This window comes from Paenibacillus faecis, from assembly GCF_008084145.1.
Lineage (GTDB): Bacteria > Bacillota > Bacilli > Paenibacillales > Paenibacillaceae > Fontibacillus > Fontibacillus faecis.
Map to the genome: position 1 here is coordinate 920,445 of NZ_VSDO01000001.1, position 21,512 is coordinate 941,956.

24 protein-coding genes and 2 tRNA genes are annotated in these 21,512 nt (G+C 52.0%); 5 read left to right on the top strand and 21 right to left on the bottom strand.

What is annotated here, in order from left to right; genetic code table 11:
* Positions 1-110: 110 nt before the first annotated feature.
* A complete protein-coding gene (locus FRY98_RS04230) occupies positions 111-425 on the top strand; it encodes a hypothetical protein (protein WP_148450474.1) in 315 nt (104 codons plus the stop codon).
* A gap of 65 nt (positions 426-490) precedes the next feature.
* On the opposite strand, the gene FRY98_RS04235 is transcribed toward FRY98_RS04230, so the two are convergent.
* The 5 genes from FRY98_RS04235 to FRY98_RS04255 all read right to left on the bottom strand — a co-directional run bounded on the left by FRY98_RS04235 (position 491) and on the right by FRY98_RS04255 (position 4,468).
* A tRNA-Lys gene (locus FRY98_RS04235) sits at positions 491-563 on the bottom strand.
* A gap of 8 nt (positions 564-571) precedes the next feature.
* Positions 572-646 (bottom strand) — tRNA-Ala (locus FRY98_RS04240).
* Between the two features lie 176 nt (positions 647-822).
* A complete protein-coding gene (locus tag FRY98_RS04245) occupies positions 823-2,745 on the bottom strand; it encodes a PTS fructose transporter subunit IIABC (RefSeq protein ID WP_148450475.1) in 1,923 nt (640 codons plus the stop codon).
* Between the two features lie 58 nt (positions 2,746-2,803).
* A complete protein-coding gene (gene pfkB / locus FRY98_RS04250; RefSeq protein WP_148450476.1) occupies positions 2,804-3,718 on the bottom strand; it encodes a 1-phosphofructokinase in 915 nt (304 codons plus the stop codon).
* Positions 3,719-3,721: 3 nt separating this feature from the next.
* Entirely contained in the window at positions 3,722-4,468 is a 747-nt protein-coding gene (locus FRY98_RS04255; protein ID WP_148450477.1) for a DeoR/GlpR family DNA-binding transcription regulator, read from the bottom strand.
* Positions 4,469-4,673: 205 nt separating this feature from the next.
* On the opposite strand from FRY98_RS04255, the gene fabV reads away from it, so the two are divergent.
* The gene (gene fabV, locus FRY98_RS04260) at positions 4,674-5,864 is read left to right on the top strand and encodes an enoyl-ACP reductase FabV (RefSeq protein ID WP_148450478.1); all 1,191 of its coding nucleotides are present in this window, start codon (positions 4,674-4,676) and stop codon (positions 5,862-5,864) included.
* Positions 5,865-6,036: 172 nt separating this feature from the next.
* Positions 6,037-8,094 (top strand): HelD family protein, encoded by a 2,058-nt coding sequence (locus FRY98_RS04265; RefSeq protein WP_148450479.1) that lies wholly within the window; start codon positions 6,037-6,039, stop codon positions 8,092-8,094.
* A gap of 1 nt (position 8,095) precedes the next feature.
* On the opposite strand, the gene FRY98_RS04270 is transcribed toward FRY98_RS04265, so the two are convergent.
* The 5 genes from FRY98_RS04270 to FRY98_RS28640 all read right to left on the bottom strand — a co-directional run bounded on the left by FRY98_RS04270 (position 8,096) and on the right by FRY98_RS28640 (position 12,563).
* Positions 8,096-9,088, bottom strand: a complete 993-nt coding sequence (locus FRY98_RS04270) for a helix-turn-helix transcriptional regulator (RefSeq protein ID WP_148450480.1) — start codon at positions 9,086-9,088, stop codon at positions 8,096-8,098.
* A gap of 59 nt (positions 9,089-9,147) precedes the next feature.
* Positions 9,148-9,645 (bottom strand): DinB family protein, encoded by a 498-nt coding sequence (locus tag FRY98_RS04275; RefSeq protein ID WP_148450481.1) that lies wholly within the window; start codon positions 9,643-9,645, stop codon positions 9,148-9,150.
* A gap of 132 nt (positions 9,646-9,777) precedes the next feature.
* The gene (locus FRY98_RS04280; RefSeq protein WP_148450482.1) at positions 9,778-11,127 is read right to left on the bottom strand and encodes a lytic polysaccharide monooxygenase; all 1,350 of its coding nucleotides are present in this window, start codon (positions 11,125-11,127) and stop codon (positions 9,778-9,780) included.
* 348 nt (positions 11,128-11,475) lie between these two features.
* A complete protein-coding gene (locus FRY98_RS04285; protein WP_148450483.1) occupies positions 11,476-12,309 on the bottom strand; it encodes a patatin-like phospholipase family protein in 834 nt (277 codons plus the stop codon).
* A 134-nt stretch (positions 12,310-12,443) separates the two neighbouring features.
* Entirely contained in the window at positions 12,444-12,563 is a 120-nt protein-coding gene (locus FRY98_RS28640; protein WP_211373258.1) for a YjcZ family sporulation protein, read from the bottom strand.
* Between the two features lie 196 nt (positions 12,564-12,759).
* On the opposite strand from FRY98_RS28640, the gene FRY98_RS04290 reads away from it, so the two are divergent.
* On the top strand, positions 12,760-12,966 hold the full coding sequence (locus tag FRY98_RS04290; RefSeq protein WP_148450484.1) for a hypothetical protein: 207 nt from the start codon (positions 12,760-12,762) through the stop codon (positions 12,964-12,966).
* Between the two features lie 59 nt (positions 12,967-13,025).
* Here FRY98_RS04290 and FRY98_RS04295 read toward each other — a convergent pair whose 3' ends face one another.
* From FRY98_RS04295 to nrdR, 8 genes are all read right to left on the bottom strand, one after another.
* Positions 13,026-13,655 (bottom strand): DedA family protein, encoded by a 630-nt coding sequence (locus FRY98_RS04295; RefSeq protein WP_148450485.1) that lies wholly within the window; start codon positions 13,653-13,655, stop codon positions 13,026-13,028.
* A gap of 140 nt (positions 13,656-13,795) precedes the next feature.
* Entirely contained in the window at positions 13,796-14,320 is a 525-nt protein-coding gene (locus FRY98_RS04300; protein ID WP_148450486.1) for a PadR family transcriptional regulator, read from the bottom strand.
* Positions 14,321-14,482: 162 nt separating this feature from the next.
* On the bottom strand, positions 14,483-15,241 hold the full coding sequence (gene pstB / locus FRY98_RS04305) for a phosphate ABC transporter ATP-binding protein PstB (RefSeq protein WP_148450487.1): 759 nt from the start codon (positions 15,239-15,241) through the stop codon (positions 14,483-14,485).
* Between the two features lie 10 nt (positions 15,242-15,251).
* Positions 15,252-16,139 carry a phosphate ABC transporter permease PstA gene (pstA, locus tag FRY98_RS04310; RefSeq protein WP_148450488.1) on the bottom strand — a complete coding sequence of 296 codons (888 nt, stop codon included), beginning with the start codon at positions 16,137-16,139 and terminating at the stop codon, positions 15,252-15,254.
* On the bottom strand, positions 16,136-17,038 hold the full coding sequence (gene pstC, locus FRY98_RS04315; RefSeq protein WP_148450489.1) for a phosphate ABC transporter permease subunit PstC: 903 nt from the start codon (positions 17,036-17,038) through the stop codon (positions 16,136-16,138). Before pstC ends, pstA begins: the two co-directional genes overlap by 4 nt.
* Before the next feature lie 78 nt (positions 17,039-17,116).
* The gene (locus FRY98_RS04320) at positions 17,117-18,076 is read right to left on the bottom strand and encodes a phosphate ABC transporter substrate-binding protein (protein ID WP_148450490.1); all 960 of its coding nucleotides are present in this window, start codon (positions 18,074-18,076) and stop codon (positions 17,117-17,119) included.
* 169 nt (positions 18,077-18,245) lie between these two features.
* A complete protein-coding gene (locus FRY98_RS04325) occupies positions 18,246-18,431 on the bottom strand; it encodes a hypothetical protein (protein WP_148450491.1) in 186 nt (61 codons plus the stop codon).
* A 36-nt stretch (positions 18,432-18,467) separates the two neighbouring features.
* The gene (nrdR, locus tag FRY98_RS04330) at positions 18,468-18,938 is read right to left on the bottom strand and encodes a transcriptional regulator NrdR (protein WP_148450492.1); all 471 of its coding nucleotides are present in this window, start codon (positions 18,936-18,938) and stop codon (positions 18,468-18,470) included.
* 161 nt (positions 18,939-19,099) lie between these two features.
* Here nrdR and FRY98_RS04335 point away from each other — a divergent pair, with 161 nt between their 5' ends.
* Positions 19,100-19,321, top strand: a complete 222-nt coding sequence (locus FRY98_RS04335; RefSeq protein WP_148450493.1) for an alpha/beta-type small acid-soluble spore protein — start codon at positions 19,100-19,102, stop codon at positions 19,319-19,321.
* 59 nt (positions 19,322-19,380) lie between these two features.
* Here the strand turns inward: FRY98_RS04335 and FRY98_RS04340 are convergent, their stop codons facing one another.
* From FRY98_RS04340 to mutM, 3 genes are read right to left on the bottom strand one after another with little or no spacing between them, the layout of a single operon-like run.
* Complete coding sequence (locus FRY98_RS04340; protein WP_148450494.1) at positions 19,381-19,944, bottom strand: lytic transglycosylase domain-containing protein; 564 nt, start codon at positions 19,942-19,944, stop codon at positions 19,381-19,383.
* Entirely contained in the window at positions 19,941-20,537 is a 597-nt protein-coding gene (gene coaE / locus FRY98_RS04345; protein ID WP_148450495.1) for a dephospho-CoA kinase, read from the bottom strand. The genes FRY98_RS04340 and coaE overlap by 4 nt, the downstream gene beginning before the upstream one ends.
* Complete coding sequence (gene mutM, locus FRY98_RS04350; RefSeq protein ID WP_148450496.1) at positions 20,534-21,487, bottom strand: DNA-formamidopyrimidine glycosylase; 954 nt, start codon at positions 21,485-21,487, stop codon at positions 20,534-20,536. Before mutM ends, coaE begins: the two co-directional genes overlap by 4 nt.
* Between the last annotated feature and the right edge of the window lie 25 nt (positions 21,488-21,512).

Sequence of the window (21,512 nt, forward strand, 5' to 3'; positions counted from 1 at the left end):
TTTCGGTCCATACCCTATCAAACTATCAAACATATTCTATAGTAACTCCCGGGGGAAATCATAGATTCCCGGGGAGCCGACATCCCTACCGGAAAGTGAGGTGAAATGCCATGAGTCTGCTGCGATTTTTACTGTATTCTCCGATGCGCCGGCGTATTCGCATCCTTCAAGCCAGGCTGGAGCTGTTGTCCGACCGGCTCGACCGGATGGAAAAGCGCTTGGAAGAAAGCAGGTTTCCGGACCCGGATACCCGCGAGAAGCTGAGGGCCGCGTTGGGTAAAACCTTGACCCTTCAAATCGACTCCTCCTTGATTCGGGGGACCTTGGTGTCCGTCCAGTACCATTCGCTCGAATTGCAGGATGAAACCGGACAAAGGATCACGGTTCCCGTATCCCGGATTACGGCCGTCACTTTCGACGATTGAACGTTTCACTCTGTGCAAAAAAGAAATACCCCCTCGAAAACGAGGGGGTATTTCTCAATAAAGGATGGACTCTCAGGGACTCGAACCCTGGACCAATTGATTAAGAGTCAACTGCTCTACCAACTGAGCTAAGAGTCCGCGATATATGGTGGAGCGTAGGGGGGTCGAACCCCTGACCTCTTCGCTGCCAGCGAAGCGTTCTCCCACTGAACTAACGCCCCATATCATTAGCGAACGAAATATAATATACCATGGGGCAGAATAGTTGTCAACTATAAAAACAAAAAAAGTTAGTTAGCATTGGTCTTTCAAGAATTCCAAGGCGGATTAAAAAAGGGATGTCCCCGCCAAATATGTGGCGCCGGGGACATCCCTTTTCGTACAATATTGAATCCGTTTAGCCTTGTGGTTCCGCATTTTTCTTCCAAACGCCGAGCACAAAACCCGAAACAACGGCTCCGATGACTACCGCGAGCATAAACAGCAAGGCGTGGTTGGCCAGCGCGGCTACGAAGATCCCGCCGTGCGGCGCAGGCACGTTGATTTTCCATAGTTGAGTCAATCCGCCCGCCACCGCGGAGCCCAGAATACAGGATGTCAGGACACGCAGCGGATCGGAAGCGGCGAACGGAATGGCTCCCTCGGTAATAAAGGATAGGCCCAGAATGTAGTTGGTAAGGCCCGATTTGCGTTCTTGCTCCGTAAATTTGCGTTTAAAGAACGTCGTGGCCAACGCGATCGCCAGCGGCGGTACCATCCCGCCCGCCATTACGGCGGCCATCATTGCTCCATTCGTATTGCCGCTGGAGGTAAACACCCCGATGGCGAAGGCATACGCCGCCTTATTGAACGGACCGCCCATGTCGATCGACATCATGCCGCCGAGGATGATACCAAGGATCACCATGTTCCCCGTGCCCAGATTGTTCAATACATTGATCAAGCCTTCATTCATCCAGCTGAAAATCGGATCAACCACATAGAACATCACCGTCCCGGCGATCAACAGGCCGAATATCGGATAAAGCAGAATCGGCTTCAAGCCTTCCAAAGTTTTCGGCAAGCCCGCAAACACTTTGCGCAGCAAAATGACGACATAGCCCGCCAGGAAACCGGCCGCAAGACCGCCAAGGAAGCCCGCGTTCGAGTTGACGGCCATCAACCCGCCGACCATCCCCGGCATCAGAGCGGGGCGGTCACCGATACTCATAGCGATGAATCCGGCGAGAATCGGAATCAGGAAATGGAACGCACCGTTCCCCCCGCCGATCGTCTGCAGCAGTTGAAACAGCGGACTGCTCTCGCCGGCCACTTGTTCGATCAGAAAGGAGATGGCGAGCAGGATCCCGCCGCCGACGACAAACGGCAGCATGTGGGATATCCCGTTCATCAGGTTCTTATAGATGCCGCTGCCGATTCCGGTCTTCTCGCCTTTCTCCGTTACGGCTCCGCCGCCCGCGCTGCGATAAATCGGCGCGTCGCCGTTCAGCGCCTTCCGGATCAGTTCCTCGGGCTTGCGGATTCCGTCACTGACCGGACGCTGCAGCACCGGCTTCCCGTCAAAACGGGCCATCTCGACGTTCTTGTCCGCGGCGATAATCACGCCTTTCGCCCGGCGGATTTCATCCGGGGTCAGCACATTGCCCGCTCCCTCGGAGCCGTTCGTTTCGACCCGGATGCTGACGCCCATCTCCTTGGCTTTCTTCTTCAGGGCATCCTCGGCCATAAACGTATGGGCGATTCCCGTCGGGCAGGCGGTTACCGCGATCACAAACGCTTCCTCGTCCGCTGGCGCGTCAGCGGCGGCATTCTTAGGAGCCTGGGCTGTTGCCTGCGCCTCCGCCGGCTTCTTCGCTTCCTCCTCGTTCGCCTGCTTGGCATCGAACAAAGCCGCGACTTCTTCCGGCGTTTTTGTTTCTTTCAGCTTATCGATAAAATCGCTGTCGATCAGCAGCCGCGAGAGCGCGGCCAGCGTGCGCAGATGGGTGCTTCCGGCTCCTTCCGGGGCGGCGATCATGAAGAACAAGTATGCCGGCTCGCCGTCCAAGGCTTCGAAATCCACACCTTTAGCGCTTTTCGCAAACACGACGGTCGGTTGGTTGACCGCTTTCGTCTTGGCATGGGGCATGGCGATGCCGCCGCCGATCCCTGTGCTGGACTCGCCTTCACGCTTCAGGATCGCTTGTTTGAATTCCACCGGATCGTTGATCCGTCCGTTCTTGGCCAAGCTGGCGATCAGCTCATCGATGGCCGCTTCCTTGGTGGTCGCCGCCAGGTCCATGATCATCGCTTCTTTGATCATCAGGTCCGTAATTCTCATTTTGCTCACTCTCCTGTTTAATGTCTTCCCAATAAGATCACGATCTTACGACGACTGTTTACGACCACTGCGAAATTGCGACCTGGCCTTTCAGTTGCTCGATCTTCTCTCCCGTCGCCAAATCGTCGGAGAACGCCGTGGCGCTCCCCGAAGCGACCCCGGTACGAAACGCTTCCAGCAGATCTCCGCCTTGGGCCAGCGTCCCGACGAACCCGGCGATCATGGAATCCCCGGCGCCTACGGAATTCCGGACGGTTCCGGACGGAACGTTCGCATGATAGACCTTGTCTCCGGCGATCAGGAAGGCCCCTTCTCCAGCCATGGAGATCAGCACGTGCTGCGCTCCTTTCTCGAGCAGTTTCCGACCGTAAGTGATGATATCTTCCTTCGATTCCAAAGTCACTCCGAACAATTCCGCCAATTCATGATGATTGGGCTTAATCAGCAAAGGTCGATGTTCCAGCGCTCTAAGCAGGGCCTCCCCGGTCGTATCGATGACAAACCGGGCTCCGGTTTGCTCGCAGACCGCAATCAGCCGTTCATAAAAACCGGCACCGAGCGAAGGGGGAACGCTCCCCGACAAGACGACGATATCTTCGCCGTTCAGCGTCGAAAGCTTGTGCAGCAGCGCGGCGGATTCATCCGGTCCGATCTTGGGTCCCAGGCCGTTGATTTCCGTTTCCTCACCATGCTTCAGTTTGATGTTAATTCGGGTATCTCCCGAAATTTGCACAAAATCGGTACGTACGGACTCTTTATTCAAAAATTGTTCGATAAAACTGCCCGTAAAGCCGCCAAGAAACCCGAGTGCGGTATTCTCCGCGCCGAGTCTGCTCAATATCCGGGATACGTTAATCCCTTTCCCGCCGGGAAGCTTCAGATCTCTTTCCATCCGGTTCAAAGTTCCCAGCTTTAAATCTTGAACCTCTACCACATAATCAATAGAAGGGTTTAATGTCACAGTATAAATCATATGTTATCCCTCGATTATTTTAGTTTTTCGCCCGATCGGATCTTTCCAAGGCTGAGGCACCGCTTCGGTGATTAATACGGCTTCCTCCAGATCGAACAGTTTGGCGAATGTGATTTCACCGAATTTACTGGAATCGGCAAGGACATAGCTGCTGCCGGATAACTCGTGGGCCCGCCTCTTGATCAGCGCTTCTTCCGGGTCAGGAGTAGTATATCCCATCTTGGGGTCCACCCCATTCGCTCCCAAAAAACATTTGTCAAACCTGAAATTGTCCATATTCTGGAGCGCGATGCTGCCTATTACGGCTTTGGTATGCATCTTCATCATCCCGCCGAGCAGATAGCTCCGTATATTTTTGGCTACCAGCGCCTCGACATGGGACAGTCCGTTGGTGACAACGGTAATATCCCGCGCTTCAATGTAGGGGATCATGGTTAATGTCGTAGTACCTGCATCCAGATAAATGCATTCTCCGTCATTAAGCTGCTTGGCGGCCAAGCGAGCAATGACTTGCTTTTCTTGAACGTTTTTGAGTGTTTTCTCTTCCATTCCCGGTTCGAGGTTTTTTTGCCCCGGCAGGGCGGCTCCTCCGTGAATGCGCTTTAACAGTTTTCGTTCCTCAAGATCGACAAGATCCCGCCTGACGGTAGATTCCGAGGCACCCAACAGCTCGGTTAACTCTTGGAGCCTCACGACGCCACGTTCTTGTAAGCGCTGTAAAATTACTCCGTATCTCTCTTCTGTCAGCATAATCAAAACCTCCATCTGCTCCTATAGTACCATAAAATCATTAAAAAACAACCAAAATATTTCATAATCATTCAATTTCGTTCAATCTAGTCGTACTTTGTGACCAAACTTTTGCAAATTCAAAATTACAGGTACAATAGTGAAGATCAATCAAATTTAAAATAGGCTATAGTTTAGTTTTTGAAGAAAGGAACGAACCGATTCTATGATCATTAAACCTAGAACCCGCGGCTTTATTTGCACTACGGCCCATCCGGAAGGATGCGCGCGCCAAGTAGAGCAGCAAATTGACTATGTAAAGAAACACCCGGCGATTCACGGTCCCAAAAATGTGCTTGTCATTGGCGCATCCACCGGGTACGGGCTTGCTTCCCGCATCGTCGCCGCCTTCGGAGCGGGAGCCAATACCGTTGGAGTTTACCGTCCGAGCGCGGCCAGCGCCACAAGAACCGCTTCCGCCGGGTGGTACAATTCGGCCGCTTTTGAGAAAGCCGCCGGCGAAGCCGGACTGAAGTCCTTCAGCGTGACCGGAGACGCCTTTTCCGCGGAAACCAAACGGAAAACGGCCGACCTGATCCGCAGCGAACTGGGGCAGGTCGACCTGGTCGTTTATAGTGTGGCGACAGCCCGCCGGACTCATCCCGAAACCGGTGAGACACATACTTCCGTGCTGAAACCGATCGGCCGCTCTTATACCAACAAAACCGTGAACTTTCATACCGGCGAAGTCAGCACCGTTACGCTTGAGCCGGCCAGCGAACAGGAAATCGCCGATACGGTAACCGTCATGGGCGGTGATGACTGGAAGCTGTGGATCGATGCCCTGGAACAAGCCGGTGCGTTGGCGGAACATGCCGTGACGGTCGCTTACTCCTATATCGGCTCCAACATCACGCAGCCGATCTACCGGGAAGGAACGATCGGCCGGGCCAAGGATCATCTGGAACAGACGGCCAGAGACCTTTCGGACCGCCTCTCGAAAGGCGGAGGCCGGGCTTACGTTACGGTCAGCAAGGCGCTGGTCACCCAATCCAGCTCCGCGATTCCGGTTGTCCCGCTTTATATGTCCGCGCTTTATAAGACCATGAAGGAAAAAGGCATTCATGAGGGAACCATCGAGCAGATGTACCGTTTGTTTGCCGACCGACTATACGTGAGCGGTGAAACCCCGGTAGACGCGGAAGGTCGAATTCGGATCGACGACTGGGAAATGCGAGACGATGTGCAAGCCGAAGTGGCGAAGCTGTGGGATGAACTGGATTCGGAAAATATTTACCGGCTCTCCGATCTGGAGGGATTCCGCCGGGAATTTTTCCAATTGTTCGGCTTTGAAGTGGACGGCGTGGATTATGAGCAAGAGACCGATCCTGTTGTCGAAGTACTCAACGTAAAATAAAGGAAACAACAAAAACGGTTGGAACAAGGCAAAACCTTGGACCAACCGTTATTTTGTATAGGTATTTTTGGAGCCACGTACAAAATATAATATTACAAAGGAAAGTATAAGTCTATACTTTTTTGGCGTTGCTTCTATACTTAGGGGTATTCCGACAAGAGGAGGCAACGGTATGATCAACCGAACCGAAACGCAAGAAAGCATGTTTCTGAAGGAAATAACAAACAAGCTCCGGCAGGCTGTGGAGGAGATAAGTCAACAAGTATCCGTATCCTACAAAGAGATCGTTGATGCCAAAAAATATGTATGGTCCAACATCGGTCAACTCGATCCGGCCGAAAGAGCGGCAAACCGGATGGATATCGGCCTCCGGATCGATGCGGGAGAGAAGGCCAAGGACAAGCTGAGAAAGCTGGGCAAGCTGCTGGAGTCCCCTTACTTCGGGAGGGTGGATTTTAAATTGAACGGCGAAGAAGACGACGAACCCTTTTATATTGGAATTCACGCGTTTTCCGAAGAAGAGGATCAAACCAATCTGATTTACGACTGGCGTTCGCCGGTAGCCACGCTTTTTTATGATTTTGAGCGCGGCCCCGCTTACTTCGAGGCGCCGGACGGTAAAGTCGAAGGTCTGATCGCCTTGAAAAGACAGTACAAGATCCGGAACGGAAGTATGGAATATATGATCGAAAGTTCGATGAATATCCATGACGATGTCCTGCAAAAAGAACTTAGCGCCACATCGGATGAAAAAATGAAAAATATCGTCGCGACGATTCAAAAGGAACAGAATGCCGTCATCCGGAACGAAACCTCACACGAGCTGATCATTCAAGGCGTGGCCGGCTCCGGAAAAACTTCGGTGGCCCTCCACCGGATCGCCTTCCTCCTATATAAACAGAAAGGCGTGCTGACTTCCCGCAACATTTTGATTCTGTCTCCCAACAAGGTGTTCTCCGATTACATCTCCAATGTTCTGCCTGAACTCGGAGAGGAAAATATGCTCGAGACCGGAGTCCAGGAACTCGCCTCCGCCGAATTGGACCGCTATTGCCGCTTCCAAACCTTCGACGAGCAGGTTGTGGACTTGATTCAGCGGGATGATCCGCAAGTCAAAGAGCGCATCGCCTATAAATCCAGAGTCGAATTCGTCGCGGAACTGGACGAGTTTATCGAGTTTTCAGATCTTAACGGCTTGGTTGCTGCCGATCTGCAAATACAATCCTTTTTTATTCCCAAGGAACTGATCCGCACGCGCTTCTATGATCTGCGCAGAATGCCGGTGAAAGCAAGATCGGGGAAGGTCGCCGACCTGATTATCGCAGAAATCAAGGGGCCGGACGGTGAAAAACCTTCCGCGTCGGCAGCTCGGAGTATCCGCTCCGCCATTCAAAAAATGTATCGGCATCCCAATCTTCTAGCCTTATACAAGGCGTTCTACGCCTACATGGGAAAGCCCGAACTCTTCAAACCCCTGCGCCCCAAAACGATCGAATACAGCGACGTATTTCCGCTGATTTATTTAAAACATTATTATGAAGGCTTAACGCCTTATGAATTCGTGAAGCATTTGGTCGTGGACGAAATGCAGGATTATACGCCGGTTCAGTACGCGGTGCTCTCGATTTTATTTACCTGTAAGAAAACGATTCTTGGCGATGCCGGGCAATCCGTGAATCCGTACTCCTCGACTTCGCTGGAAAAAATCAAGTCCATGCTCCCGGCCGCCGATACCGTCCAATTGAATCAGAGCTACCGTTCCACCTTGGAAATCACCGAATTTGCCCGGACGATCAAAAACAACCCGGACCTCATTCCCGTAAAACGGCACGGCGAGGAACCTCATATAGAGCCATGCGATGGAGATTCCGAAGAAATGGACCGGATTCATCAGCATACCGACAATTTTCTTCGTTCAAAGTACCGCTCATTGGGGATCATCTGTAAGTCGTCGGCTCAAGTCGATCGTGTCTACCGTTATCTGCAAAACCGCGATATTCCCGCCAATAGGCTAGACTTCAACAGCCAGCACTACCACGAAGGTATCGTCGTAACTACCGCACATTTGGCAAAGGGTTTGGAGTTCGATTCCGTTCTCGTCCCCTTTGCCACTCATAACAATTACCGGAACGAGATGGATCAAAGTTTACTGTATATCGCTTGTACCAGAGCTATGCATCAGCTCGCTGTTACGTATGCAGGAACGCCGTCCCGCTTCCTGCCAGCCTAATTCACGGCTGATGTAATGTTTTTGGCAGCCCGCTCGCGGCACGGTAGTGTTCCGCAATGTTCAGGCTTACCTCGATCAGTCTTTCGATGAACCAGTCAGGCTCCAGGATGCGCAGGGCCCTTCCGTATGGGAGAAGGAGGTGTGGTACGTAGGAAACCAACGATTCTTTGCCCAGCCGAAATACCGCCTCTTCTTGATCCCGTTCGACCAGCGCGTGGCCGAATAACCAATGCCGGCACAGTTCGTTCAGGACCTGCTCTTTCCCGGAAACCCGGAGGATCACCAACGATTCGCTCTCGAGGGAGCCGGGAAGGAGACCGGCAAACAGATGCGATTTGGCCGAGAAATGCTCCGGACGCTGAAAATACTGCTCCGTAGTTGTCAGGTCGGTAATTCGGTCTACCCGAAAGCTGCGGATACTCCCGCGAAGGCGACAGTACCCTACCGTATACCAACAGCCCTTCCAATGCACGATTTCATAGGGATCGAACGCTCGAAAAGTAGAGGCTCCACTGCCCTTGGCGTACGTCATTTCAAGCGTTCTGCCTTCCGCCGAGGCTCGTTCCAGCTGCGCCACAAGATTTCTTTCCCGTTCATCCAGTGGAGTCTGAATGACCGACAAGCCTTGATCAGACCGCTTCATTTCGCTAAGCTGCTCTTCATTGGTATACAGCTTCAGTTTGCCCACCGCCCGTTCCAGAGCCTGCGTATAAGGGTAACCCGCTTCCCTGGCGAAAGTGGCGGCATGAATCAGGGCCTTTTGTTCATCCCTGTCAAACATAAGCGGGGAATCCATAAAGCGACCCAGCAATTTGTAGCCGCCTCCCGGACCCGGCTCGGCAATAATCGGCGCGCCGCTGGCGCACAACGAATCAATGCAGCGGTAAACAGTACGGACATGGATCTCCAGCCTGTCGCTGATTTCTTGAGCTGTCATTTTCCGGCCCGAACGGAGAAGCCAGAGAATCGATAACATCTGATCGGCTTTGGACATGCAGCGGTACCTCAATTCCTTGAGGGAAGGTCCCCCGAATTTTCTCCATTGTACCTTTTTTATTTCAGCGGTTCCATCCCGGCTTCGATCCAGGATTCGTAGGTTTGCCCATAGACTTCAGGAACTCTCAATCCGGCCTGTCGCATCAGCACCGTCATCTGCCCTCTATGATGGGCTTGGTGCATGAGAGTAAACCGCAGCATTTCCCCGTTACGGTAAGGTTGTCCCATAATCTCCTGTACTTCTTGTAGCCGGTCGTCATCCCATTGGGTTTGAGCCGCGTTCTGCAGAGCTAAGCTTACTTTTCCGTATTGTTCCGCAATAAAATCCGCCGATTCGGGAACTTCCGCTCCTCCCTCCGGCCCGTCAAAGCTCAATCCGCAGCCGGTCATGTAATGCGGTGAAAGCGTGAGGTGCCAGGCGATATCCCCCAATGTCCTGCGGCCCGGAATCACCTGTTTGTGCAAAGAATCGTCCGTAAGAGCCGCCATTACTTTCTCCGTTATTTTCCTTTCTTCATCCCATTCTTGGATAAAAGCTTCTATTCTCCAGAACATTTGTATTCCTCCATCGCGTATTTATTTTCTTTACGGTACGAGTATACAAAAAAATCACTGACAGTTTCGGTCAGTGATTTTTTGATCCAACTTATGAAATTATTTCTCTTACCTCACATCATCGATGAGCTCTTACTGCACCCGCCACAGCGCCGGCGTTGCCGGTGGCTCCCAGCCTTGCAACGAGGTATGAGCCTGCCGGCATTCGTAAACGATACCGTTATAGGTTACCAACGTCCCGGCGGCATAGGCGACGTTCGGCGACCATTCCGGTACGGAAGGCGCTTCGGATGTTTTCGCGGTTACCGCGTTGCTCGCCGCCGATTCGTTCCCGGCCGCGTCCACCGCTTTAACCGTAAAACTGTAGCTCGTATTCGCGCTTAGTCCCGTAACGGTATACGAAGTGGTCGTGCCGCTTACGGTTTCGACCAGCGTGCCCCCCCGATAAATGCGGTAGCCGGTTACACCGACATTATCGGTGGAAGGATTCCACATCAGCGGGATGCTGGAAGAAGTCGGCGTTCCCATTACATGAAGATTCCCCGGGGCCGTGGGTGCTTGTGTATCGTTGACAACTTGACCCGTTCTCACGTTCACCGCGTTGCTCGCCGCCGATTCGTTCCCGGCCGCGTCCACCGCCTTCACAGTGAAGGTATAAGCCGTATCCGCCGACAAACCGGTGACGGTGTGGTTCAAAGTCGTGCCCGAGACCGACGCGACCAAATTTCCTCCCCGGTAAATCCGGTATCCCGTGACGCCCACGTTGTCCGTGGAGGCGTTCCAGGACAGGGTGACCGTGGTGGAAGTCACTCCACCGGCAGTCAAGGAGCCCGGGGCACTCGGGGCTTGGGTGTCTCCCGGGTTTGTCCCTCCGAAATTCACGTCGATGACGTTATAAAAAGCATTGGCTGTATCCGCGATCTCCCAAACCGCCAAAATCACATGATAGCCGGTTCTTTCCGGTACATTGCAAGTATCGGTATAGGTATAAGGCGGACGAGCGCCGCCGTAATCCACGGAACAAAACGGAGTCAGATCGAAAGAATTCCGCGACAACGGGGCATTCGGATTCCATCCGGGTTTCGTAATATAATATTTCCAACTGCTTGTCGCATGCGGAACTGTCAATTTCCAAGTGAACGTATTGGGACCGGAGGAAATATTGACTTTGCTCCACCGGGTGGCGGACTGTTCATCCAGCTTAGGAAATATGCCGCCGGCGCTGGCAATTTTCCCGTCCGCCGGCCCGGCCGCCGGAAATCCCTTCGGCGCTTCCAGACTTTGCGGTTCATAAATAATCGCGCCGCAGTCGGTATTCTGGCCATTCTTGCACAATATCGCCCGACTTCCGGGAGAATCAACGTAACCGTGGGCGGAAGCTTTTTCCGATAACAGGACTGTACAAAAAACAGCAAACAACATAACCCCCAAAGAAGTAACCGCTTTCATCGTAAAAAATCTCGATAGACGAATAGCTGCCATCACCTATGCCTCCTTTGATTTTGAAGTTGTCCGTTTCCATCCTGCCGTTCTTTCCTGTTACTCCAGTGTACGTAAGGCCGCCTCACTTCCTTCCCGAACCCGATTTATATACATCTCTTTCGAGATCTATATACGCAAAGACCGAAAACGATCTGAGAAGTGACTTGCCAGGTTTGTCTAACTTGCCCCATTATAACCTTAATTTTGAAATTTGTGTGAATAAAACCCAAGTTTCCGTGATTAATGACAGAAATTGTAGTTTTTTATAATCTCCGCCTATTCCGTGGTTTGATCCCGCAAAAAAACTCCGAATCGGATTCGGAGCTTTCATGTTCGGATCGCCTCATGCTAAAATAAACGCCGGATTTCATCCATTCGCTTCATCGCCAGCTCGTACCCTTGCCGGCAGGTTTCGCGCAGTTTGCCAATATCCTTCTCGAAGCTGTCGAGGGGAACCTCCGGCCGGAGAAGAATCGCCTGACCTTCCCGTTCCAGTTGCTCGCACAACGCGACGGTTTCATTATAATGCTTATGCCTGGTGAGCAGAACCTCCTCCAGTTTGGGAAATCTGCGGCGGAGCAGCCGAGCCGCCCGTACGGTACGCTTGCTCAGCTTTTTCTCATACCCCTTCGGCTGGGTCAGAACAATAAGATGCTTCTCATTCCCGTCGGCGATCGCTTTACGGACCGGGATAGGATCCGCAAGTCCTCCGTCATAATATTTCTGGCCATTTAACTCGATCGCCGGAAAAACAAAGGGAATGGCGCAGGTCGCGCGCAGCAGCGTCCACTGTTCATCGGCTTCAAGGCCGTCCATGTATTCGGGCAGCCCCGTATGCGCATTGGTCACGCCGACAAGCACCTTCCCCGTATAAGACCGGTAAGTTTCCGTATCGAAGGGAACCAGCCGGGAAGGAATCTCCTGAAAAATGAAATCCAAACCGAACAAACTACGGCTTTTGAAAAAATTCCGGTACCCTATGTATCGGGGGTCATTTCGGTAATTCTCCATAATCTCCAGGTTTCTCCGCTTTTGCTTGGAAATATAGGAAATTCCGTTGCTGATCCCCGCCGAAACGCCGATGCAATAAGGAAACATGATCCCCTCGTCCAGCAGTGCATCCATGATGCCGGAGCTAAAAATCGGACGAAGGGTCCCACCTTCCAACACTAAACTTGGCACGCAAATCCTCCTTACAATCCACATAATACCTGTAAAATTCTTCTTATTTTTATCATAGACCAGGACAGCGAAGAAGTAAAATCACGAGAAAGGACCTTGCGACAGCAAGGCCCTTTCTCGGCGTAAAGGGGGTCTTATACGAAAGCTTTGGATACGATAACCAGCAGGATGAACAGTACCAGAATAACACCTGTAGAAGTCCAAATTCCGCCGACGTATCCGCCGTTATTTCCGTTTTCGCAATATCCCGACATGACTTTCCCTCCCTTATCTCAGTATACGGTATCATATTAAGCTAAGCGCCCCAAAGCCACGGCATCCGCATAGAATCCAGCCCAAATTGCTCCTTACTGCCGGCAAGGGCGAAAGTCCAACCTTCGAGAGCGCCTACCCCCTTCACGACATCGCGGCATATGCTGAGGTAAAGACGATTTAAAGCAGGTGGTTCGTTTGCCCAACAGAGGAAAAATGGCGATCAGGAGCAAAAATAAAAAGAACTCGAGCGGCGGCAACAATACAATCACCAACACGGAGGTGACAGCGGACGATTTGGCCCTCATTGGCGCGGGCCTTACCGTGCTGGGAGATCTTTTCGCCTTTTTGTCACTGGTTAAAGTTCGTGAGGAAACCAAGGATGAAGGAAAAGAGAAAAGTTAAGCAAAAAACGCCGAATCTCGGCGTTTTTTATGTATCCTGCCGATGATCCGGCACTCGCGTTATGGAGTTTTGACCTGTTTGAGCTTCCATTTTCTCCACTTCCGCCATTTCATATATAAGATTCCCGCCAATAAAACGCCCAAGCCTCCGAAGAAATAAACGAGATATTTCTCCACCAGCACGATGACCTGCTGCCACTGCTCGCCGAATATATAACCGATCCCGACAAAAACGCACACCCACAGGAGCGCGCCTGGGTAAGCATATAGCGCAAAAGTTCGAAACGGCACCCGGATGATACCGACAAAGTAACCGAAAAATTGCCGGACGCCCGGAACAAAAAAGCTGATCAGCAACATTTTGTTGCCGTATTTATCATAAATTTTACGCGTTTTCTCCAAATAGGCCGGCTTCAGCATAATCCATTTGCCGTATCGCTCCACCAGCGGAGCACCCACATGATGCCCGATCAGGTAGGTAATCGTAATTCCTATCGCCGAACCCGCAAAACCTGAGAGAATCGACGGCAGAAAGCCAAGCACTCCTTTATACGACAAGTAGCCGGTGTAGGTTAATGTCGTTTGCCCCGGGGGCAGCGGCAGTGCGATGAAATCAACGGGAAGACCGAGCAAGAGCACAAAGTAGCCAAACTCCCGGAACATCCCCTCTATCCACTCGAGCAATTGCATATATATCTTGTCTCCTCTTTCCAGTTAACCGGTTCAGCCAGACTGCACTGCCCGAAAAAGTATATTATCAGTATGATCGTAAAAAGGCAAATCCAAAATAGCCTCCGGTCGCGTTGCTTCCCCGTCCCGGGTCCGGTATTTTACAGCGGGTCCAACTCGGTTTGCAGCCGAACGATGATCTCTTCTTCCTTCACCATCATTTCCTGGAGGTAACGCGACAATTCACGGGAGAACATGGGCTGATCCGCGTCGCGGTCCGCTCGCCCCAGCTTCTCCAGACGCAGCCGCTTTGCGGCCAACGCTTGTCGTCTGAAGACGAGAAGTCGCATACGCGTCGGCTTGTCCAAAAAATGATAATAGGCCAACCGAAGGTTCCACTCCTCATCCGCTTCGATCAAATCCGACGAAAAATGATGAATGGTTTCTAAAAAAAACCGACGTCCCGTCTCCGTGATGGCATAGACATGGCGATTCGGCCTCTTTTCCTGTTCCTCCATCGTTTTACTCACCATTTCCCGTTCCTCAAACCGCTTTAGCTTCGGATACAGCGAGTTGTTGTTGATCATTCTCTGGCTGTTCAGTACAGCCAGGATATTTTTTTTGATTTCATAACCATGCTTCGGCCCTTGCATCAGCTGAGCCAAAATCAGTATGTCGATATCCATTCCCGATCCTCCGAACCGTGATAACCCGTAAAGGCGCCATATCCTCTTATTTTACTCGATCCTCCAGATCGTGCCAATCACTTGTTTAAATGACAAGAAAAAGGAAAATCCGACCGGCCCCTTGGGCCAGCCGGATTCTTCGGTTCGGTATTCGGAATGATTTTATCCAAATCTGCCGGATATATAGTCATCGGTCCGTTTATCCGACGGATTGGTGAAAATTTTGCTCGTATCATCGAATTCGACCAGTTCGCCCATGAGGAAAAAGGCCGTTTTTTCCGATACGCGCGCGGCTTGATGCATGTTGTGCGTGACGATGATAATGCAATATTCACGCTTTAGCTCGGCGATCAGTTCCTCGATTTTTGCACTGGACACCGGATCGAGTGCCGAAGCCGGCTCATCCATCAATATGATGCTTGGATTTACCGCGATCGACCGGGCGATGCACAGCCGTTGCTGCTGTCCCCCCGATAGCGAGAGGGCTGAACGGTGCAGCCGGTCTTTCGTCTCATTCCAAAGGGCCGCCTTGGTCAACGCCTCTTCCACAATTTCATCCAGCTTCTTTTTATCCCGGATGCCATGATACCTTGGCCCGAAGGCAATATTTTCGTATATGGACTTATGGAACGGATTCGGTCTTTGCCAGACCATGCCGATTTTCTGGCGCAGCAATACCACATCGGTCTTCGGATCATTGATGTTCTCATTCCCGATCCAGATCTCCCCGGTAATCTGAGCCCCGTCGATTAAATCGTTCATCCGGTTCAGACTGCGCAAAAAAGTGGACTTCCCGCAGCCGGACGGACCGATCAGCGCCGTAACTTGACGGGAAGCGAAATCGAGGGAAATTTCCTTAACCGCCTGCTTTTCCCCATAGAATACGCTCAAATCTTTGGTGGACAGTTCTATATTTTGCATGGGAGTCCTCCTATTTCGTTGCCGTAAATTTCTTGTGCAGCATGCGTCCGATCCACCGGGCCAGCAGGTTGAACAGCAAAACCGTAATAATCAGGACGGCCGAAGCGCCTGCGGCGATTTCCGGCGCATCCGGCGCAAGTCCCTCGGAATTGATCTTCCAGATGTGGACGGCCAGCGTTTCGGCCGGACGGAACGGATTAAGCGGCGACATCGGACTCAGCGGATTCCAATCGCTAAAATCGAGTCTCGGGCTGCTCATCCCCGCGGTGAACAGCAGGGCGGCGGCTTCACCGAAAACGCGGCCCGCGGCAAGGATCGTACCGGTCAGAATGATCGGCATAGCGATGGGAAGCATAATCGATTTGATCGTTTTCCATTTGGATAAGCCTAAAGCCAGGCTGGCTTCCTTTTGGGCCTGCGGAACGCTGGCCATCCCCTGTTCCGTAATCCGGACCATCAGAGGCAGGTTAAATACGGTTAAAGCCAGGGCACCCGAAAACAAGGAAAAGCCGAAGCCGAACACGTTAACGAACACAAGCAGGCCGAACAAGCCCACTACGATAGACGGGAATGAAGACAGCACTTCCACGATAAGACGGATAAAATCGGTAATCTTACCGGGCTTCGCATACTCGCTCATATAGATTCCCGCTCCGAGTCCGAGCGGAATCGTAATGATCATCGTGAGAACGAGCAGGAAGAGCGAGTTAAACAGCTGAGGTCCGATCCCTCCGCCTTCCTTGATCGTTTCCGGTGGAGACGTCAGGAAGTCGAAGCTGATATGTCCGATTCCCCGGACCAGAATAAAACCGAGCAAACCGGCCATAATCAGCAAAATGACGCCGGCGAAAAATATAATGACGGCTGTTGCGACTTTATCTGCGGTTTTTGCGTTCATCGGTTTGCTCTCCTTTCAAGACAGCGAACAATAAAGACGAAAACGAAGGTCATCAACATCAGGATAAGCGCTAGCGTCCACAATACGTTGTTTTGCGGCGAACCCATGACGGTATTCCCCATGCTCAGCGTAATGGCGCTGGTCAGCGTGGAAGCGGACTCGAACAAGGACCGCGGAATATGCGGCGCATTCCCGATGACCATCTGAACGGCGAGCGCTTCGCCGAAGGCGCGGGCCATACCCAGCACGACCCCGGTCATCAAGGACGGGAGGGTCGTCGGGATGACGATCCGCGCCAGCGTCTGCCAACGGGTCGCTCCAAGCGCATAAGAGCCTTCCTTCAGGCCCGGAGGCAGAGCCGCGAGCGCGTCGGTTGCGATCGATGTCATCGTAGGCAGAATCATGATGGATAACACGGTCGCCCCCGCGGCGATCCCCAAACCTTGCCCCGGGAAAATATCCCGGTAAAACGGAACGATGACGCTAAGACCCACAAACCCGTAAACTACGGAAGGAATCCCCGCCAGCAGCTCGATGGCCGGCTGCAAATATTTCCGCCCGATCTTCGGCATGATCTCCACCATGAACAAGGCCGCGCATATACTAAGCGGGGCGGCGATAATCGCGGCCATAATCGACGTACTGAAGGAACCTATGATAAACGGAAGCGCCCCGTAAAAAGGCGGTTCTCCCTCCGGCTTCCATTGGGTCCCTCCAAAGATTTCTCCAATGGAGATGCCATCCTTGATGAAGGAGCTAAAGCCTTTGGTGGCGACAAAATAGACTAGCGAAAAAATAGTCACAACGAGAAGCACAATACACAAGGAGGTAAAAACTTTACCAGTCCACTCTTCCATAATGTGCTGTTTTATTTTGCGATTTTCTCTGGACCGAGCCATGAGACCTCTCCTTTTTGAAAGCACAGAAAGAGGCAGAATACTCCGCCTCTTGTCTTGCCGTATGATGATGTCGATCTATTATTTCGTGATGTTACCATCCAGATCGCGCTTCACCTGCATTTTGCTGGCCGGAATGTAACCAAGCTCTACGACATCCGCGTTTTGCACTTCATCGGATACCATGTAGTCAAGGAACGCCTTTGCCACTTCATTCGGCTCGCCTTTCGTGTACATGTGCTCGTATGCCCATACCGGATAAGTGCCGTTGGCTACATTTTCTTCCGTTGCTTCTACGCCGTCATATTTCAAAGTTTTCACTTTATCGTCCAGGTAAGAAAGAGCCAGGTAACCGATCGCGCCAGGCGTTTCGCTTACAAGCTTATGAACCGTACCCGAGGAATCCTCTTGAATGGCGCCTGGAAGGTCTTCGGTTTTCGTGCCGAGCGCATATTTTTCAAACGTAGCGCGCGTACCGGAGCTGGACGGTCTGTTGACGATTTGGATCTTTTGATCCGGACCGCCTACGTCTTTCCAGTTGGTGACTTTACCGGTAAAGATTTGGACCAATTGATCTTTCGTCAGACTATCGACAGTCACTTCCGGATTTACCACAGCCGCCATACCCACGACAGCTACTTGATGGTCAACCAGTTCTTTTGCAGCCGCTGCGTCCAGTTTCTCTTCAGCGAATACATCGGAGTTGCCGATGTCCGCTTGACCGCCGGATACTTGGGTCAAACCGGTTCCGCTGCCACCGCCTTGAACTTGAATCGAAACTTTCGGATTTTTCTCCATGAATTTCTTGGAGGCTTGGTCCACCAACGGTTGAAGCGCCGAGGAGCCAACAGCCAGAATCGAACCGGAAAGCTCGGAAGTACTCGTTTCGCCGCCGCCAGCAGCGCCTGTATCTCCGGTTGCGGAATTCGTTGTTCCTGCGTTAGTTCCGCCGCCTGCATTATTCGTCTTGTTCCCTTGACCGCAAGCAGCCAAGGCGAAACTTAAAACCAAAGTCATTACCAAGATCAAGCTCTTTTTCATTGTTCAAGTTTCCCCCTCATTTGTTTGTACAACTTGATTATAAGTAGCAAACATCAAAGCCATGTATTCGTTTTGTTAACGCAGTGTAAAAAATAAACAATAAAAAAACGCCTGCCCAGAAAAATCTCCGGACAAACGTTTATCCATGTTATATGCGCGAACTGAAGTTTTAGTCCGCCTGTTTTCGTACAATCTTTACAGCTAGGGCTCCCAGAACCGCTCCGGACAAACCGAAAAAGGAAACGGAGGCGATGACGGGATAAGACATCCATCCCAGCAAAAAAGCGAGGCCGCTGCCGAAAGTCGTGCCTCCCAGAAAGCCGCAAGCCGGTCCGATAAGCCGATTCGCCTTCATCCATTCCTCACTCCTTGTAAAGAATATACCCGATAGTCATTGGTCTTCTCCGGTCGTTTTCGATAAAAGACCCTTAAGTTCTTTCATAAACATATTGATATCCTTGAATTGTCGATAAACCGACGCGAACCGAACGTAAGCGACCTCATCGACCGGATACAGTTGTTCCATAACCAGTTCGCCGATCTGGCGACTTTCCACTTCCGCATTTGCCGATTGCCGAAGAGACCGCTCCGCTTCGGATACAATGGACTCCAATTGCTCCACGGAAACCGGTCTTTTCTCACAAGCGCGAATCAAACCGCGCAGCAGCTTCTCCCTGCTGAATTCTTCCCGACTGCCGTCCTTCTTAATCACGATCAGCGGCATTTCTTCAACCATTTCGAAGGTCGTGAAACGGCGGCTGCACTTTTCGCATTCACGTCTGCGGCGAATGGAACGGTTCTCGTTCGCCGGTCTGGAATCCAGCACTTTCGTGCCTAAATAATCACAATAGGGACACTTCAAAGAATCTCCCTCCTTTCCTACCCGACCTAACTCTATATCCGTCTAAATTGAACTATGAATCGGCTTTTTTTCTTAATTCCAATAAATAACTTTAAAAATAGGTAATGAAGCGGCCGACTCCCGAGCATAATACTGTTACCAACCACAAGGAGGTGAACATCATGGCCCAAAACAACAATTCTTCGAATGACCTGGTGGTTAGACAAGCTTCCGGAGCGCTGGAACAAATGAAATATGAAGTCGCTCAAGAGCTTGGCATCTCTTTCCCACAAGACGGATATGCTGGTAACCTGACTTCTTATGAGAACGGTTCGATCGGTGGTTTCATCACTAAACGTTTGGTGACCCTGGCCGAGCAAACGCTGGCAGGTCAATTCAGATAATAGTAACCGATCGACAGGAAGGGTGGGCAGCCTGTTAGCTGCCCATGCTTCTTTTTGCATCAGAAATTCTCATATATACTTGAATACTGTTTATAGTAATGGGAAACCCGCTGTACATAATGCCGCGTTTCGCCGAAAGGAATATCCTTCGCGCTCTCCAGCCGCCCGTCCCACCGTCCGCTGCGAAGCCAGTTCTTCACGTTGGTGGGCCCCGCATTGTATGCCGCGATAACCGCAATCATATTTCCGTCAAACTGGTCGGAGAGCGATTTCAGATACCAGGTTCCGATACGGATATTGGTCTCCGTTTCCTCTTTTACCCGATCCAGCGGGACATCCTCCAGCTTGGCCTTCTGGATGACCCATTTCGCCGTATCCGGCATGATTTGCATGATGCCGAGCGCCCCTTTTTTGGATTCCGAGCCCGGCTTATAATTCGTTTCCACTTTGATGATCGCGGCCACCATCAGCGGGTCCAGACCGTTGCTGCGAGCATGATGGCGAATTTCCTCTTTATAAGGGATAGGATAAAAAAACGACAGCCATGCCGAGTTGAAGAATAAGATCAGGATAAAGCCCAAAAGCAACAAAAGCAGCACTCTTTTTTTACGAAGCCAACTCATGCCAGTCCCTTATTCCGCCAAAAGGCGTCAACTTGACGTTTCGTCTCTTCCATGCCACGACTGTTATCGATCAACACATCCGCCCTCTCCCTTTTTACCTCGATATCCATCTGGGCTTGAAGCCTGGCCTCCGCTTGCTCCAAAGTCAGCCGATCCCGGAGCACCAAACGCTCCAATTGAATCGGCCGCGGCACGTAGACGACCATGATCTCTTCATACAACCCTTCCAGACCCGACTCAAAAAGAAGCGGAATATCCGCCACAACCAGCCTTCGCGGCTCCGCCGCTTCGATTGCCGCCATCCGTTCCTTCATCTCGGCGCGAATAGCCGGGTGCGTGATCGCTTCCAGCGTCTTGCGCTTCCTGGAATCGGAAAAAACGATCGCACCGAGCTTCTTGCGGTCAAGGCGCCCGTCCGGAAGCAGAATCTCTCTTCCGAATCTCTTCACCACCTCAGCCAACACGGGATGGCCGGGTTCCATGATCTCTCTGGCGATGACATCGGCATCAATCAATGCCGCACCGCGCCCAACCAACATTTGCGATACGGTGCTTTTTCCGGTTGCGATGCCTCCGGTTAATCCGATATTCATCCTCTCACTCCATTTCCGGTATGAGCCCGAGCCGAAGCGGAACCTTTCGCTTGCGCTGCCGCTTTAGTTCTCCCCTTCGGCTTTGCTTGAACGCTTCCCTTTCCGACGACCGATTCTTCCGTGTACGGCGGCTGGCAGTGCGGGCAAAAGTGGGTGCCGCGCCCTCCGACAACCGTCTTCTCCACGGCTTGTCCGCAGTTTACGCAAGGCTCTCCCTGCCGGCCGTAGATCCGCAGCGAATGCTGGAACATGCCCATTTCGCCCTGCCCGTTCACATAAGATTTGATCGATGAACCGCCGGCCTCTACCGCTTCCGTTAGCGTGTCCAATATCGCCTCGTACAAACGGGTCAGTTCGGCGTCGCCGAGCCGGTTGGCCGGGCGCTCCGGGTGAATGCCCGCGCGAAATAGGGCTTCATCCACATAAATATTCCCCAGCCCGACCACGTATTCCTGGTTCAGCAGAGCCGGCTTAATCTTCGTAGTCCGTCTCGAAATCGCCTTCCGGAACGCCTCTTCGGTAAAAGCTTCGTCCAACGGTTCCAAACCCAGTTTGGCCAACGGCTTGTGGCTAAATTCCTCGCCCGGCAAAAAAAGATGCATCGTCCCAAATTGGCGTACATCTTTATAACGCAATTCCGTGCCGTCCGTAAAATGAAATATGACGTGCGTATGCTTTTCCAGCGGATCGCCGCCGTCATAAAGGCCGTACCGGCCTTCCATCCTCAGATGGGAGACCAGCACCAGCCCGTCCATAATGATCCGTAAAAATTTCCCCCGGCGGCCCACATCCAGGATGCGGTGCCCCGCCAGCTCCAGCTCAAAGCGCCGGATATCGTCCGGGCGCTGGATAATCCGCGGCAGCAGCACACGGACGGATTGGATGGTTTTGCCGACAATGAGTCCGGTCAGCGTTCTTCGGACCGTCTCCACTTCCGGTAATTCCGGCATTGTCATTTCACCTCGATGTTATAGT